Raw genomic sequence first — 14,539 nt, forward strand, 5'->3', positions numbered from 1 at the left:
TCCGTGAGTACATGACGATGCGACAGAGATGGGCGAGTATGGACTCGAACGTGGGGCGGTGGAGCGGTCGAGCGGTCGTCGCGGTGACGGCGCTCGGCGCGCTTCCGGTGGTTTCCGCTCACGGCGAGAGCCACCCGCAACCGTATCCGCAATGGCTCGCGCTGGTCGTCATGGCCGTCGGTATCGCCATCGTCGGCGGGAGTGTCCTTCTCGGACGCACCGTGTGGGAACATCGCCGAACCCAAACCCTCTACGGCGTCTACCTCGGCCTGTTCGTCGCCGCCGCGGGTGCGGTCGGTCTGGTACAGCTTTCGCCGGTGCAGACGCTTCGGGCGTCGCAGGAACCGATCGCGAGACAGTGGTACCAACCGCTGACGCTGGCACTCGGGACGATGATAGCCGTCGGAAGCCTCATCGCCGGGCGTCTGCGATTTCCCGAGCGCCCGCGCTACGCCGCATTCGGGATAGCCCTCGGCGCGTGGGTCGCCTACCCGACGGTGATGTCGTCCGTCGGCGCGGCGACGAACCCCGTGGGATACGCCCTCGTCCTCGGACTCCCGGTCGGCGTCGGCTACATCCTCTGGCGGGACGCGCGCGAACCGCTATCGCGGGTTTTCAGCAACGGCAAGGCCCGGTGGTTTGGCGTCGGAACGGGCGTCCTCGCGTCGCTGTTCTTCGCCTTCTCGATGGGCATGGTGACGTTCGTCCCCGAACACGGAATCGGCATCCCGAAGGGGTCGTTCGTGACGACGGCGCAGGTCGCAAACCCGCTCGTCTACTGGACCGCCGTGGAGTTCGGCTTCCCGTCGATTCCGATCTCCGGGGTGTTCTCGACCGGACTGCTGATTCAGATCGGGCTCGTCGGCGTCCTCGTCGGCTTGAACGGCGGGATAATCGCCAACCAGTGGCTCGGCGACGCAAGGACCGGGTCCACCGGCGCGGCCTCGGGAACGGCGGCCGTCGCGGCCCCGAACGCCTGTTGTTGCTGTGGTCCGGTCATCTCCGAACTCGCCGTCGTGTCGGTCGGTCCGTCGGCCGCGGCCCCGCTCTACTGGCTGTTCGTGGACCTCGCGTCGCCGGTCGGCGCGCTCTTTTTCGTCGTCAGCGTCGGCCTGCTGGTCGGCAACCTCGCGCTGTTCGGCATCAGGAACGAGTGAGCGAATCGAACGCTCAGTTTCCGCGGTCGTACTCCCAGTCGTCGCGGAGCGCCCGCCACACCGACGTTCGCACGGCCGGGATAGACAGCAAGCGAGAGATGAGCGACGGATGGGTGAGGAGGCGGAACAGCGCTCGGGTGGGGTGTCGGTCGATGTCCTCGATGTCGATGCCGGACGCCACCGCGAGCAGGTCAGCCAGCAGGTCGGTTCGTCCCTCGTCCAAAACGGTCGTGACGAGCGACGAGAGGAGGTATTCGGCCCGCATCCCGCGATGGAGCCTGTCGGGATACACGTCCAGTTCCCCCGATGCGACGCAGTTTCCGAGCAGGGACGCGGAGTGAATCGCCTGCGAGATTCCCTTTCCCGTGAACCGGTTCGCGATGCCAGCGGCGTCGCCGACCCGGACAGCGTTGTTCTCCGGGCGGTAGATCCGTTCCGGGTCCAAACTCGGCCCGCGCGGAATGATGGCGACGTTCGTCTTGCTTCGCTCCGGTTTCGGCCAGTCGTTCCGCTCGCACGCGGCGTTGAAGGCGGCGAAGTAGTCGTCGGGGACGTCGCCCTCGTGCCATCCGACGCCGACGTTGGCCCGCGTTTCGGTCTTCGGGAACAGCCACTCGTAGCCGAGGTAGCCCTCGAAAACGATGCGCGAGTGCGGGTAGAGCGCGGAAAAGTCACCCGTCACGTCCGCGTTGAGCGCGACCATCCGCCCGGAGTATTCGTTCGTCGTCCCGCAGACCTTGCTCGTGAGTGAGGGCTGGCCCGTGGCATCCACCAACAGGTCGTACTCGCCCGCGAGGCGGCGAAATTCCGCCTTGCTCACGCCGTGTTTCTCGCGGATGTCGACGCCCCGGTCGGCGAGCCACGCCGCCCACCGCCGTTCGACCACGTTTCGGTCGGTGATGTAGGCGTCCGCCGCCGGAAACGTTCCGCTGCCGATGACGTTCTCGCCGCCACGAACCGCGACGTGGAACGACGGCACGCGGTTCAGAAATCCGTTCTCCGCGGTCTTTTCCAGCGGAATTTCCGAGGCCGACGTCATCGCCTCGCCGCAGTTGACCCGTTTCTCGTCGTATCGCTGCCGCTCGTAGAGCGTCACGTCGTCGCCGAGTCGGTGAAAAGCGGTGGCGGCCGCGAGACCGCCGACCGCACCGCCGATGACAGCAATTCGTCCCCGACTTCGCATGTCGTCCTCGGTACGGTTCGGGACGCAAAAAACCTACTCAGCCAGCAAACTGTCCACGAGTCTGGTGAAGCGGTCCACCATCCGCTCGGGAAACGACGGCGTCACGGCCGCCAGCAGATGGGCCGTCTCCTCGGGTCGGGTCGGCGCGAGCGTCACCCGGTTTCGAACGTCGCGGTGCTTCTCCACGAGGTCCTGCTCTTCGAGGTGCGAGACGTGCCATTCGAGCGTGCTCCGGGCGATGCCGAGGTCGTCGGCCAGCGTCGCGGGACGCGCCGTGTCGCGTTCCAACAGCGTGACGAGCACGTCGCGAGCGGTTTCCCGGCGGAGCAGGGCGAGTGCCGCCCGCTCCCACTCGTCGTACTCGGGAGCGTAGTAGTGGGTCTTCCCGTAGAGTTGCTCGCTCACGAGTCGCTCTTCGGCCAGCAACTCCCGCATGTGATACTGTATCTGTCCCGGAGCGATGTCCGACTCCCGGACGAGGTCGTTGAAGTGAATCCCCGGACGGGAGTCCACACATCGCGCGATTCGTGTTCGTGTTTCCGTCATCGTCGTTCGGTCGTCATGGTTGGTTATCGCGTTTCGACGCTTCGTGCGTAGTACACCGCACCCACGAGGAGCGCGATTACCACGATGTCGAGGCCATGTTCGTACAGGTGGTGCGTGTTCGCGGAGAGGTAGTTCGCCGCCGTCATCCCGCCGACGAACTCGCGGCCCGCGAGCGCCCCGAACGCGAGCGCGACCAGCAGATAGGGAAGCGTCCGCCGCTGTCGAAACGCCGCGAGCGCCAGCAGAAACACCGCCGCGGACCCGAGCGCCGCCACTGCCAACACGACGTGGAGCGCCAAACTCCCCTCGGAAGCGACGGCGTGGAGCGGGTACAGCGCGGGAGCCATCTGGCGTGGCGTTAGTGCCGGACGTACCTGAGGCGTTCGGTTCGGACGGACAAGGGGCAACGGCTTCCGGGGACATCCGGTTTTACCCTCCCAGCACACAAGCAACGGGCATGAGCCATCCCGAAGCGACCGACCGACTCGTCGTGTACTCCGATTACGTTTGCCCGTTTTGCTACCTCGGGCGGCAGTCACTGAAGCGGTACCGTGAGACGCGCGAGGAACCGCTCGCGCTCGACTGGCACCCGTTCGACCTCCGGAGCGGGAAGCGCAACGCGGACGGGTCCATCGACCACAGCGCGGACGACGGGAAGGACGACTCCTACTACGGACAGGCGCGGGAGAACGTCCGACGGCTACAGGAAAAGTACGGCGTCGAGATGGCCCAGGAGATCGCGACCGACGTGGATTCGCTTCCCGCGCAAGTCGCCTCCTACTACGTCAAATCCGAACACCCCGAACGCTGGCTCGACTTCGACGAAGCTATTTTCGAGGCGCTGTGGCGGGACGGGCGGGACATCGGGGACGACGACGTTCTCGCCGAACTCGCGGCGAACAACGGACTCGACCCCGAGGAGATACGCGACGCAATCGAGGACGACGCCCTGCACGAGGAACTGCGGGAGCAGTTCACCGAGGCACGACAGCGCGGCGTGACCGGCGTTCCGACGTTCACGTACGACGGCTACGCCGCCCGTGGTGCGGTCCCGCCGGAACAACTCGAACGACTCGTGGAAGGCGGGCAGTAACGCGTTCGAAACCGATTACAGTAGTTTTACCATCGCCCGTCGACGCCGTGAAAGATAGATGGCAGGACGGTTCGCACTCGACATCGAGACGGTGAGTCCGACGCTCGAACACTACGAGACGCCGCCGGATTTCGACGACCCGGCGTATTTCGAACTCCTCGCGGTCGCGCTCGGCTACGAATCGCCGGACGGAGACAGGGAGACGGAGATGTTGTTCCGGCGGGACGACACGCAAAACGACGAACTCGACTTGGTGGCACGGACGCTCGATTGGCTTGCAGAGCGACACGGGGACGAGTACGTCACCTACGGCGGCGAGACGTTCGACGTTCCCCAACTCATCGGCCGAACGAGGGCGGCCGCGGACGGTTCAGTGCGGGACGGTCTCGTCGACCGACTCCGAACCAGACTCGAAATCGACCTCATGCACGTCGATTTACGGCGGCCGGCGTGGGACGCGTTCGGCGACTACACGCGACTCGAAGCGGCCTGCCGAAACGTCGGGATACGGCCGGATGACACCGACTGGGAACAGTACGACCACGGCATCGACCTCGACGCGCTCCGTCCCGAGAAGTTTCAGGGCTTCGGGAAGGTCATCAACAAGGACGTCCCGGTGTTCGGCGAGCGGTACATCGCGCTCGCGGCCGCCGGTGCGACCGAGACGCTGACGTTCCGATCGTTGCACGAACTGCTGGACCACTACGGGCGGGAGGACATCGTCCACCTGTTCGACCTCGCCGACGCTCGGCCGTTCGGGGAACCGAACACCTTTTAGCGGCGGTACGCCCAAACGACGCCATAGTGAACGCGTACCAATGATTCTCGTCATCGACAACTACGACTCGTTCGCCTACAACCTCGTCCAATACCTCGGCGAGTTCGCCGACGACGTAGTCGTGCGGCGGAACGACGCCATCGACGTGGCGGGGATCCGCGACCTCGATCCGGACGGAATCGTCGTCTCGCCGGGACCGGGGACACCCGCCGAAGCGGGCGTCTCGATGGACGTGTTCGCGGAGACGACGTATCCCGCGCTCGGCGTCTGTCTCGGTCATCAGGCGCTCTGTGCGGCCCACGGCGCGCCGGTCGTCCACGCTCCGGAGGTCATCCACGGGAAACCGTCGACGGTGACACACGACGGGGAAGGCGTGTTCGCTGGACTCCCCGACGAGTTCGAGGTCGGCCGCTATCACTCGCTGGCGGTCGAACGTACTGACCTCCCGGACGTGCTGGCCGAGACGGCCCGAACCGCGGACGACCGCCGGACGCTGATGGGGATTCGACACGCGACCGTACCGCACGTCGGCGTGCAGTTCCACCCCGAAAGCATCCTGACCGACGAGGGGAAACACCTCGTTCGAAACTTCTGTGACCTGTGCTACGGAACGGAGGAACCGTGCACTACCACGTGAACGGCGACATCGTGCCCGAATCCGAGGCGACCGTGAGCGTCCGCGATCGGGGGTTCATGTACGGCGACGCGGCGTTCGAAACGATTCGCGCCTACGGCGGGAGTCCCTTCGAGTGGGACGCCCACGCGGACCGCCTGCGTGCCACCTGCGACGCGCTTTCGCTCGATCACGGCATCGCCGACGACGAGCTCCGTCGGCGTGTCCGCCGGACGCTCGACGCGAACGACCTCCGGGAGGCGTACGTCAAACTCTCGATTTCGCGCGGCGTCCAACCCGGAAAGCTCACGCCCGGTCCAACGACGAATCCCACCGTGGTCGTCATCGTCTCCGAACTGCCGCGCGGCGGAATCGCTGGCGAATCCGTCTGGAGCGGCCCCGCAACCGCCGACGTGGTGGAGACGCGACGCGTCCCCGATGCCGCGCTTCCGACACGCGCGAAGACGCACAACTACCTGAACGGCATCCTCGCCCGCCTCGAAACCGACGCCGACGAGGCCGTCATGCTCGATTCGTCGGGGGCCGTCACCGAGGGCGCGACGAGCAACCTGTTTTTCGTCCGCGACGGCACGCTTCACACGCCCTCGCTCTCGGGACCCGTCCTCCCCGGAATCACGCGCGACGTCGTCCTCTCGCTCGCCGAGGCGGAAGGGATTCCGACCGAAACGGGACGGTACGAACCGGACGATGTGCTGTGCGCCGACGAGGCGTTCCTGACGAACACGACGTGGGAGGTTCGCCCGCTCGCCCGAATCGGCGCGACCGAAATCGGCGAGGGGGACGAAACCGTCGAACTCGGTGGCGGGGACGTGACCGCACAACTCGCCGACGCGTTCGACGCGCTGGTGGGGACGCGCCACTACGCCGGAAGTCGGGACTGACGCCCGGTTTGAAAAGGCTCAAACGCCTCCGCTGGCTACGTGAACGCGATGGACGAGAACCGACGAATCGCCGCCGTCGAGGAGATCCCCGACGACACGACGTTCCTGTTCACGATTCGGAACGGCTTCGACGAAGAGGAGGCCGTGCTGGTCGAGAACGACGGCGATGTACGGGCGTGGAAGAACTACTGCCAGCACTGGACCGACGTGCGCCTCGACAAGGGCGACGGCGCGAGCATGCGCGACGGCGAACTCGTCTGCGGCAAGCACGGCGCGCTGTTCGAGGCCGATTCCGGCATCTGTACCTACGGCCCGTGTGAGGACGCGGTTCTCGACGAAGTGGACGTGACCGTCGAGGACGGTGCGGTGTTCCTCACCGACTCGGAATACGAGTTCGTCCAGCGCGGGTCGTCCATCGAGTACGACCTCTCCTCGAACCGCTCGCTCGGGTTCTGACGGACGGCGGGAAATCGGTTCCTGTCCGTCTCTATTCCGCCTCACGAATCACGAACGTCGGTTCGTCCACCGCTTCGCTTTTGCACTCCGGGCACCGTGACGGCCTGTTCGCCGGGTTGTCGAACCGGTGGAAGCCACAGTCCCGACACTCGGGCGGGGCGACTAACAACTGCTCGCCGTTCGATTCGACCGAACGGGCGACGTGTCGGACGTGTCGCACCGCCGCACCGGCCGTGATTTCGAACTCCGTCGCGAGGGTGCTCGGGGACGCCGGTTCGCTTCGGAGGAACGTCGCAATCCGCTCGCGCGTCGTCTCGTCGTCGCGCATACTCATCGTTCGTCGTCGGGGTTCAAATTTGTAGCGCGAAATTTCGGACAACATAAACTGTTTTCCGGTCGGGGTTCATGAGGTAATTTGCGATGGGGGAGCGACCGACCACCGGCGAATCGACCGGGACGGAGATGACGAGAGATCATACGGTTCTCTTCGTCGAACACGAGACGGATATCGCGCGGGTCCTCGACGGTTACGAGGACCTGACGGTGCACGTCGAACCGTCCATGAGCGAATGCCTCTCCCGTCTCTCCAACGAAGCGATAGACTGCATCGTCAGCAACTACGACCTGCCGAATTCGACGGGGTTAGAGCTCCTCGATTCCGTACGCGAGGAGCATCCGAACCTCCCGTTCGTCGTGTTCACGGGGGAAGGGAACGAGCGAATCGCCAGCGACGCCATCGACCGCGGCGTGAGCGATTACGTCCCCGAAACGGCCATCGAGGACGCCGCCGACCTCCGAGAGCGAATCGTGAGCGCTATTCGAACCCACCTCCGCGGGCGCGGCGAGAGCCGAATCGATACGCTGATGAGCGCGTTCCCGGACGTCGCGTTCCTCTTCGACGAGGACGGTCGGTATCGGGAACTCCTCGTCGGCCCCAACTCCGAAAACCTCGCCATTACCGCACCGCCCGACCTCGTCGGGCGGCGGATTCACGATGTGTTTCCGGCGGACATCGCGGACACGTTTTTAGCGCATATCCACCGGACCTTGGAGAGCGGTCGCGTCGAAACGATGGAGTATCCGATGACCGTCGAGAGCGGACGACGATGGTACGAAGCGCGTTCGACGCCGCTCGGCCAGGAGATAGACGGAAAGGACGTCGTCGTATGGGTCGCCCGCGACATCACCGACCGACGCGAGCGTGAACGGACGTTGACCTGCCAACACGAGGAACTGGAGACGTTGAATCGGATTCACTGGGTGATTCAGGAGGTCATCCACGAACTCGTTCACGCCGCGACCCGCGACGACATCGAACAGTTGGTGTGCGAGCGGTTGGTCGAATCCGGGCTGTACGAACTCGCGTGGACCGACGAGAGCGAGGTCAGTCGCGGCGGCGTCACGCCGCGAACCCGTGCCGGCGGTATCGACGGCTATCTCGATACCCTCGTCGAGTTCGGCGAGGATGTCGGCGACGACCCCGCGAGCAGGGCGATGCGGACCGACGAGCTACAGGTAATCCAGGACGTTCGAAATACGCCGATGCTCCCCGAACCGATCAGAGCCGAAGCGATCGCCCGCGACATCGAGTCGGGCATCTCCATCCCGCTCTCGTACGGCAACACGATGTACGGGTCGCTGTCGCTCGTTTCGACCCGCTCGGGCGTCCTCGGCGAGCGGGCACAGGCCGCCCTCGAAACCCTCGGGGACACCATCGGGTTCGCCATCAACGCCGCGCGGAACAAGAAGATACTGTTGTCCGACAGCACCGTCGAACTGGAGTTCCACGTGAGCGGGTCACGGGACGCGGTTATGGCCGCATCCCGCGAACTCGACTGCACGTGTCACCTCCTCGGATTGGTTCCGGCCGCGGAGGGCCAACTTCTCCACTACATCCGCGTAGAGGACGCTCCCACCGACCGTCTCGAAGCGATGCTGTCCGAGTCGGATGACGTGGCGGAGTGCCGATTCATCGATACGGAAGAGACCGGTGCCGTCATCGAAATCCGCATGACTGAATCGACGCCCAAGCGGCTGGTCGAAGCCGGTGCGGCCGTCCAGTCCGCGACGGCGAATCGAGGGGAGGTGTCCATCGTCGCCGAAATCCCGCGCGAGACCGACGTTCGGACGGTCGTCGATACCTTTCAGTCGACGTATCCGTCCGCGGAACTGGTCGGGAAACGCACCATCGACCGCCCGATTCAAACCGCACAGGAGTTCCGCCAGTCGTTGACCGACCGTCTCACCGACCGACAGGAGACGGCGCTTCGAACCGCCTACTTCGCCGGCTACTACGACTGGCCGCGCGGAAGCACCGCCGAGGACGTTGCCGGCGCGCTCGACATCGCCTCGGCGACCCTCCACTACCACCTTCGAAAGGCACAGCACGGACTGCTCGCCGCGTTGTTCGACGAGACGGGTACCGACGACACCTGACCGATTACCCGACAGTATTTCCCGCAGAACGGTCACGCAATGAAAAAGGACTTAGGGAGGCGCGGTGACGATGTGGCTATGAAAGCCGTCGTCCTCGCGGGCGGATACGCGACGCGCCTGTGGCCGATTACGAAACAGCGCCCGAAGATGTTTCTCCCCATCGGTGAAACCACGGTCATCGACCGTATTTTCGCCGACTTGGAAGCCGACGAGCGCGTCGACACCGTCTATGTGAGCACGAACGAACGATTCGCGGACGATTTCCGTGACCACCTCGCGGAAAGCGAGTTCGAAAAACCACAACTGAGCGTCGAAGACACCTCCGAGGAGGACGAGAAGTTCGGCGTGGTCGGCGCGCTCGCGCAACTCGTCGAGCGCGAGGAGGTCGACGACGACCTCGTCGTCATCGCCGGCGACAACCTCATCAGCTTCGACGTGGACGAGTTCGTCGACTTCTTCGAGGACAAAGGCTCGTCCTGTCTCGCCGCGTACGACGTGGGAAGCAGGGAACTCGCGAAAGCCTACGGTCTCGTCGAACTCGACGGCGACCGAGTCGTCGAGTTTCAGGAAAAGCCGGAGGACCCCAACTCGACGCTGGTCTCCATCGCCTGCTATGCGTTCACAGAGGAGACGTTGCCGCTGCTGGAACGGTATCTCGAAGACGGCAACAATCCCGACGAACCGGGGTGGTTCCTCCAGTGGTTACAGTCCCGCAAACCCGTTTACGCTTACGTCTTCGAGGAGGCGTGGTTCGACATCGGAACCCCCGAGAGCTACCTCGAAGCCGTCGCGTGGTATCTCGGCGGTGACTCCCGTATCGCCGACAGCGCCACGCTGGAGAACACCACGATCGGCGAGAACGTCCACGTGATGGACGGCGCGGAAGTCACCGACGCCAATCTCGAAAGCGCTATCATCTTCCCCGAGGCGACGATTCGGGGCGGCGACGTGCGCGATTCCATCATCGACGAGGGAACGCACATCGAGAACATGAATTTGGCTGGCGCACTCATCGGCGCTCACACGCAGATAACGAGCGATTCGGACGAGTAAGACCCACCTTTCGTTCCCACCTTTTTTACGCTCGGATAACGCGAGAGCCGGAGGCTCTCGCGTACCACTCGCGCAAAAAATCTGGACCAAAAAATGCCGCTCGCTCACCATGTTCGCTCGCGGTAGAGCCGAGAGCATGACTCCGCACCGCTACCTGCCAAGAGGCCAAACGACAGCCTACAACCGCGCCGTAGACATCACAACTCCAAACCACGACCGCAAACTGCGATCACGCGCCGAGCCAAGCGTCCGTAATCCGCACCCGTCCCCGCGACCCGTCCCACTCAGTTTCGAACTCCAACTCGATGCGACGGTCCATGTGCGGCGCGTCCGTCACCAGGGTTTCGAACTCGCCGCCTTCACCCAAGATGTGAACGCCGTACTCGTCGTTGAGGGCTTCGAGTTCGGAAAGCGCGTCGGCGTCCAGCGTCCGTCCGAGCCACGATTCGTCCAGTCCGTACGCCGCGACCTGAACGATTCTGATCTCGAATCCGGCGTCGAGCATCGCGTCCGCGAGTTCGCGGGGGTCCTCCCGCCAGAGCGGCGCGAACAGGTCGATGCCGAGGTCGTCACAGAGGTCCTGAATGCGGTGCGTTTGGAACTCGCTTTCGACCGCACCGGCCGTGACACCCGCGAGGTCGATATCGAGGTCGCGGAGGGCGACTTCCATGATTTCCGTCTCCATGTCGCCCTGTTCGCCCGCGTCCTCGACTGATTCGGCGTCGAAGTCTCCCTCGACGTTCACGAGCGGGATACCGATGCTTTCGGCGGCGAGCGTCGCGAGTTCGGTCGCCGGAACGTGATACATGTACGAGTCGCCCGCCGGATGAACGGTGAGGAGTCGCTCGACGTTCAACCCCTCTTCGAGCGCGCAGTAGAGCGCCCACGAGGAGTCCTTACCGCCGGAAAAGAGGCTGACCCACGCCTGCTGGTTCATGGGGCAGTTTGCGAGTCGGGGGATAAATGCGCCTCGGTTACTCGACCAGTTCCTCGCTGATGGCCGTCCCGCTCACGTAGGACGTCACGCGAACGCCGACGAGGCTGACCAGAACGCCGAGGACGACGTACACCGCCAGTCGCATACTGGGGTCGAACGTGAGTTGCTGAACCGTCGTCTGACCGACCGTGATCTTGGGAATCACGACGGGCGGGATTTCGCCCGCCCGCTGGAGGAAGTAGGCCGAAAAGCCACGGACGACGAGTCCGACGGCGAGGACCCCGAACGGGAGGTTGAGATACGAGTTTCGCACCCGGTCGTTGCGGATGGCCTCGTCCAGCAGGCGGCCCATGCTGGCGGTGAGGGCGGCGACGGCTATCCACGGGACGCTCTCGAAGGCGAACGCCATCGCGGTCATGAGGACGTTACCGGTCGAATCGACCGGTGCGGCCCGGAGCGCCCCGGCGAACACGCCGATGAGCGACAGGCCGACGCCGACGACGTAGGTCACGATGGACACCCGGCCGGAGTAGAGGGCGTCGCGGGCCTCGCCGGGGAGCTTACGGAAGTAATCACCGATGGCGAGTCCCTTGTACAGGACGAACAGGCCGATGACGGCGGTGATGGTCGATGTCGCCATGGCGAGCCCTAAATACAGGAGGAGAACCGGGAACGTGATGAGCGCCACACCGGTCGGAACGAGGATGGTCTGTCGAAGTTCCTCGTCGGCGAGGAACTGCTTGAGCAGGTAGTAGGTGGATTCGATGTCGCGGGCCTGTCTGACGACGACCCGGTCCACGGCGTCCACGCGGACGCGACTTTCGAGGATGGGGACGAGTCGCTCGTCCTCCGCGCTGTCGATGACGATGATGGTCGAGTCGGGGTCGTACGTCTCCATGAGTTCATCCATCTGGGCCGCCACGGCGCGGTCCGCGCCGACGCGCGTGTCCCCGGTCCCGGAGATGACGGCGACTATCGACGTTTCGTCGCCGTCTCGCAGATCGCGGGCGACGCGGAGCGCTTCGAGGAGACAGTTGACACTCGAATCCTCGGGGTCGGCCAAGCCGACATCCGTGACGAGCGCCTGTACGGCCTCCCACCCGGCGACGGGCATCTGGAGGCCGGTTTTACGCCCGATGTCGTCGTTCCGATCGACACACACCACCAGCGTACTCATTCGATATTCGGTTCCAGACGGCGAGAGGATAAAAAGGTCGTCTTTATCGCAACTTTTCCCCGTGTTGACAGTATTTCGGTGGCGCCCGACGACGGCCCGCCGCTCAGACGTTTCCGTTCAGTGCGTCGAAAATACCGTCGGTGAACTCCTGCTCCAACCAGAGTCCCGCTTCCATGCCGCCCGCGACGACGGCGGATTCGACGGGAACCTGTCCCCCACCCATGCGGGCGTGTCCGCCAGCGTCGGCACCCGGAATGTCGGTGACGGCCATCTGCAACGCCTTTCCCATGTGAACACGGTCGTCCCGCGAACGACCGGAGATGTAGAGCGTGTCCTCGCGGCGACCGTAGATTACGACCGCGGTGACGCCTTCGAGGTGCATCAGTTCGTCCGCGGCCTGCGGAATGGCGTCCGCGTTCGAGAGCGCCCCGACGTTACAGACGGCGAACGATCCGCGTACCTCCCGTTCCGTGATGGCGCGCGATTTTATTTCGAGAACTTCCGCGCTCACTTGCGGGTTCGCGATGCGGTCGAGGCAGTGTTCGTCCACGCCCTGGTACAGATACGCGCTGGCGGAGAACTCCGCCGCACAACACCCGTTCGTGAGGTGTTTCGTGTCGGACTGAATACCGTACAACAGGCCGGTGGCGATGTCGGACGGGAGGACGAACTCGTCCTCCGGAGGGATCGCATCCGGGGTGATCGGCGTCGCCCCGAGATCCTCGAAGTACTCCGCGACGATGGTCGAACACGCGCCGTAGTTCGTTCGCTTGTCCGTGAACACCTCCCCGGTTCCGTTTCCGGGGTGATGGTCGATAACCGCGTACGGTTCGATTCGCTCCGACCCGTCAAACCCGCGCGGCGTGTTGTGGTCCACGAGAACGATGGTAGAAGCAGCGAGGTCGGTTACGTGTTCGACGCGGTCGAGTTCGAGGTCGAGAATGGTCCGAAATGCGCGATTTTCCTGATGTCGTATCTGCCCTGCGTACTGAAGCGTCGCCTCCGTCCCGACCGTTTCGGCGAGATACGCGATAGCCATACCACAGGCCATCGCGTCGGGATCGGGGTTCGGATGCATCAGGACGACGAGTTCGTCCCGCTTCGCCAACGCGCGTTTGAGACGAGCGCCTTTCGGTCGCCGAATCCAGCGGACGACCAGCCAAAGGGATACCGCCAACACGGCCGCACCGACGACGGCACCGATGACGAGCATCGGGTTGTCGGTACTGTAGAGTTGTGCCGAGCGGAACAGTCTTTGTGCAGACTGGTCGCCGCGAAACTGCATACCCTCGAAGTCGATACGGGAAACCAAGAACTTTTCCCAACGGTAACAGGTGTCAGACGTTTTGGGAGTGTCGGAACGCTTCGATGGCCGCCCGATACCCCTCCCTGTACGTCGGATATCGGAGTTCGTACCCCAGTTCGCGGAGTCTTTCGTTCGAGCAGCGCTTGCTCGCTCGCGCCCGCTCGCCCGTCGCCGGTTCCCGTGGCGGGGGGGACACGCCGCACTGGTCGGCGAGCCAATCCGCGAGGGTGGGTTTTCGAACCGGTTCGTCGTCTGAGACGAGGACGACCCCGTTTCGCCCGTTGTCGGTTTCGAGGAGATACCGAATCGCGCCCGCGGCATCGTCGCGATGGATCATGTTCAGATATCGGTCCGAAACCGGCCCTTCGAGGTAGCGCTCCAGTCGATAGCGGTCGGGACCGTACAATCCCGAGAACCGAGTCACCGTCCAATCCCACTCGCGTTCTTTCCGAACGGTGGCCTCCGCTTCGGCCAGAATCTCCTCCCGTTCGGTTCGCGGTTCCAACGGCGTCGATTCGTCCACCCGCGCGCCGTCGCGATCGCCATACACGCCGGTACTGGAGGTGTAGACGACGCGTTCCGGTGACGATTCGCGGGCCGCGAAATGGTCGAGCGTCGTCCGAAGTCCCTCGACGTAGGCGGTCCGCGCCGCCTCCGAGTCGCGGCCGTCCGCGCTCACGGCGTAGACGAGTACGTCCACGTTCGGAATCGAGGAAAGCGAATCGTCGTCCGTCACGTCCGCCCGTATCGCGTCGGCACCGACGTCTTCGACCGCACGAAGTCCATCGGCGGAACGGCGCACGCCGACGACGTCGTGACCATCCGCGAGCAGTCCCCGTGCGAGTTCGCAACCGACGTAGCCGCATCCGAGTACTGCGACGTTCATACGATGCCTTCGGACG

General features: G+C 64.4%; 16 protein-coding genes. 8 read left to right on the forward strand and 8 right to left on the reverse strand.

Annotated features, from left to right (window positions below; translation table 11 throughout):
• Positions 1 to 38: 38 nt before the first annotated feature.
• The gene (locus LJF34_RS07730; RefSeq protein ID WP_231184307.1) at positions 39 to 1,157 is read left to right on the forward strand and encodes a hypothetical protein; all 1,119 of its coding nucleotides are present in this window, start codon (positions 39 to 41) and stop codon (positions 1,155 to 1,157) included.
• A gap of 13 nt (positions 1,158 to 1,170) precedes the next feature.
• Here the strand turns inward: LJF34_RS07730 and LJF34_RS07735 are convergent, their stop codons facing one another.
• Genes LJF34_RS07735 through LJF34_RS07745 form a run of 3 tightly spaced genes read right to left on the reverse strand, consistent with a single transcriptional unit; the run spans position 1,171 to position 3,233 of the window.
• Entirely contained in the window at positions 1,171 to 2,340 is a 1,170-nt protein-coding gene (locus tag LJF34_RS07735; RefSeq protein ID WP_231184308.1) for an NAD(P)/FAD-dependent oxidoreductase, read from the reverse strand.
• Positions 2,341 to 2,373: 33 nt separating this feature from the next.
• Positions 2,374 to 2,886 (reverse strand): ArsR family transcriptional regulator, encoded by a 513-nt coding sequence (locus LJF34_RS07740; RefSeq protein ID WP_231184309.1) that lies wholly within the window; start codon positions 2,884 to 2,886, stop codon positions 2,374 to 2,376.
• A gap of 23 nt (positions 2,887 to 2,909) precedes the next feature.
• On the reverse strand, positions 2,910 to 3,233 hold the full coding sequence (locus LJF34_RS07745; protein WP_231184310.1) for a hypothetical protein: 324 nt from the start codon (positions 3,231 to 3,233) through the stop codon (positions 2,910 to 2,912).
• Positions 3,234 to 3,343: 110 nt separating this feature from the next.
• Between LJF34_RS07745 and LJF34_RS07750 the strand changes: the two genes are divergently transcribed.
• Genes LJF34_RS07750 through LJF34_RS07770 form a run of 5 tightly spaced genes read left to right on the forward strand, consistent with a single transcriptional unit; the run spans position 3,344 to position 6,728 of the window.
• Positions 3,344 to 3,979, forward strand: coding sequence for a DsbA family protein (locus tag LJF34_RS07750; protein ID WP_231184311.1), 636 nt, complete (start codon positions 3,344 to 3,346; stop codon positions 3,977 to 3,979).
• Positions 3,980 to 4,037: 58 nt separating this feature from the next.
• Complete coding sequence (locus tag LJF34_RS07755) at positions 4,038 to 4,757, forward strand: ribonuclease H-like domain-containing protein (protein ID WP_231184312.1); 720 nt, start codon at positions 4,038 to 4,040, stop codon at positions 4,755 to 4,757.
• Between the two features lie 40 nt (positions 4,758 to 4,797).
• Complete coding sequence (locus tag LJF34_RS07760) at positions 4,798 to 5,394, forward strand: aminodeoxychorismate/anthranilate synthase component II (RefSeq protein ID WP_231184313.1); 597 nt, start codon at positions 4,798 to 4,800, stop codon at positions 5,392 to 5,394.
• Entirely contained in the window at positions 5,379 to 6,272 is an 894-nt protein-coding gene (locus LJF34_RS07765; RefSeq protein ID WP_231184314.1) for an aminotransferase class IV, read from the forward strand. The genes LJF34_RS07760 and LJF34_RS07765 overlap by 16 nt, the downstream gene beginning before the upstream one ends.
• A 48-nt stretch (positions 6,273 to 6,320) precedes the next feature.
• Positions 6,321 to 6,728 carry a Rieske (2Fe-2S) protein gene (locus tag LJF34_RS07770; RefSeq protein ID WP_231184315.1) on the forward strand — a complete coding sequence of 136 codons (408 nt, stop codon included), beginning with the start codon at positions 6,321 to 6,323 and terminating at the stop codon, positions 6,726 to 6,728.
• A 31-nt stretch (positions 6,729 to 6,759) separates the two neighbouring features.
• Here LJF34_RS07770 and LJF34_RS07775 read toward each other — a convergent pair whose 3' ends face one another.
• Positions 6,760 to 7,056: a transcriptional regulator gene (locus LJF34_RS07775; protein WP_231185051.1), complete on the reverse strand. Its 297-nt coding sequence runs from the start codon at positions 7,054 to 7,056 to the stop codon at positions 6,760 to 6,762.
• Positions 7,057 to 7,148: 92 nt separating this feature from the next.
• Here LJF34_RS07775 and LJF34_RS07780 point away from each other — a divergent pair, with 92 nt between their 5' ends.
• Both LJF34_RS07780 and LJF34_RS07785 read left to right on the forward strand, forming a co-directional pair.
• Positions 7,149 to 9,164, forward strand: a complete 2,016-nt coding sequence (locus LJF34_RS07780) for a bacterio-opsin activator domain-containing protein (RefSeq protein WP_231184316.1) — start codon at positions 7,149 to 7,151, stop codon at positions 9,162 to 9,164.
• A gap of 78 nt (positions 9,165 to 9,242) precedes the next feature.
• Positions 9,243 to 10,217 carry an NDP-sugar synthase gene (locus LJF34_RS07785; protein WP_231184318.1) on the forward strand — a complete coding sequence of 325 codons (975 nt, stop codon included), beginning with the start codon at positions 9,243 to 9,245 and terminating at the stop codon, positions 10,215 to 10,217.
• 229 nt (positions 10,218 to 10,446) lie between these two features.
• On the opposite strand, the gene LJF34_RS07790 is transcribed toward LJF34_RS07785, so the two are convergent.
• From LJF34_RS07790 to LJF34_RS07805, 4 genes are all read right to left on the reverse strand, one after another.
• Entirely contained in the window at positions 10,447 to 11,154 is a 708-nt protein-coding gene (locus LJF34_RS07790) for a diphthine--ammonia ligase (RefSeq protein ID WP_231184319.1), read from the reverse strand.
• A 37-nt stretch (positions 11,155 to 11,191) separates the two neighbouring features.
• The gene (locus LJF34_RS07795; RefSeq protein ID WP_231184320.1) at positions 11,192 to 12,331 is read right to left on the reverse strand and encodes a DUF373 family protein; all 1,140 of its coding nucleotides are present in this window, start codon (positions 12,329 to 12,331) and stop codon (positions 11,192 to 11,194) included.
• 103 nt (positions 12,332 to 12,434) lie between these two features.
• Complete coding sequence (locus tag LJF34_RS07800) at positions 12,435 to 13,616, reverse strand: DHHA1 domain-containing protein (RefSeq protein WP_231184321.1); 1,182 nt, start codon at positions 13,614 to 13,616, stop codon at positions 12,435 to 12,437.
• A gap of 52 nt (positions 13,617 to 13,668) precedes the next feature.
• Positions 13,669 to 14,523, reverse strand: a complete 855-nt coding sequence (locus LJF34_RS07805) for an SDR family oxidoreductase (RefSeq protein WP_231184322.1) — start codon at positions 14,521 to 14,523, stop codon at positions 13,669 to 13,671.
• Positions 14,524 to 14,539: the final 16 nt, after the last annotated feature.

Origin of the sequence: Haladaptatus sp. DYF46, assembly GCF_021083305.1 — an archaeon.
In the GTDB taxonomy this organism is placed as follows: Archaea; Halobacteriota; Halobacteria; order Halobacteriales; family Haladaptataceae; genus Haladaptatus.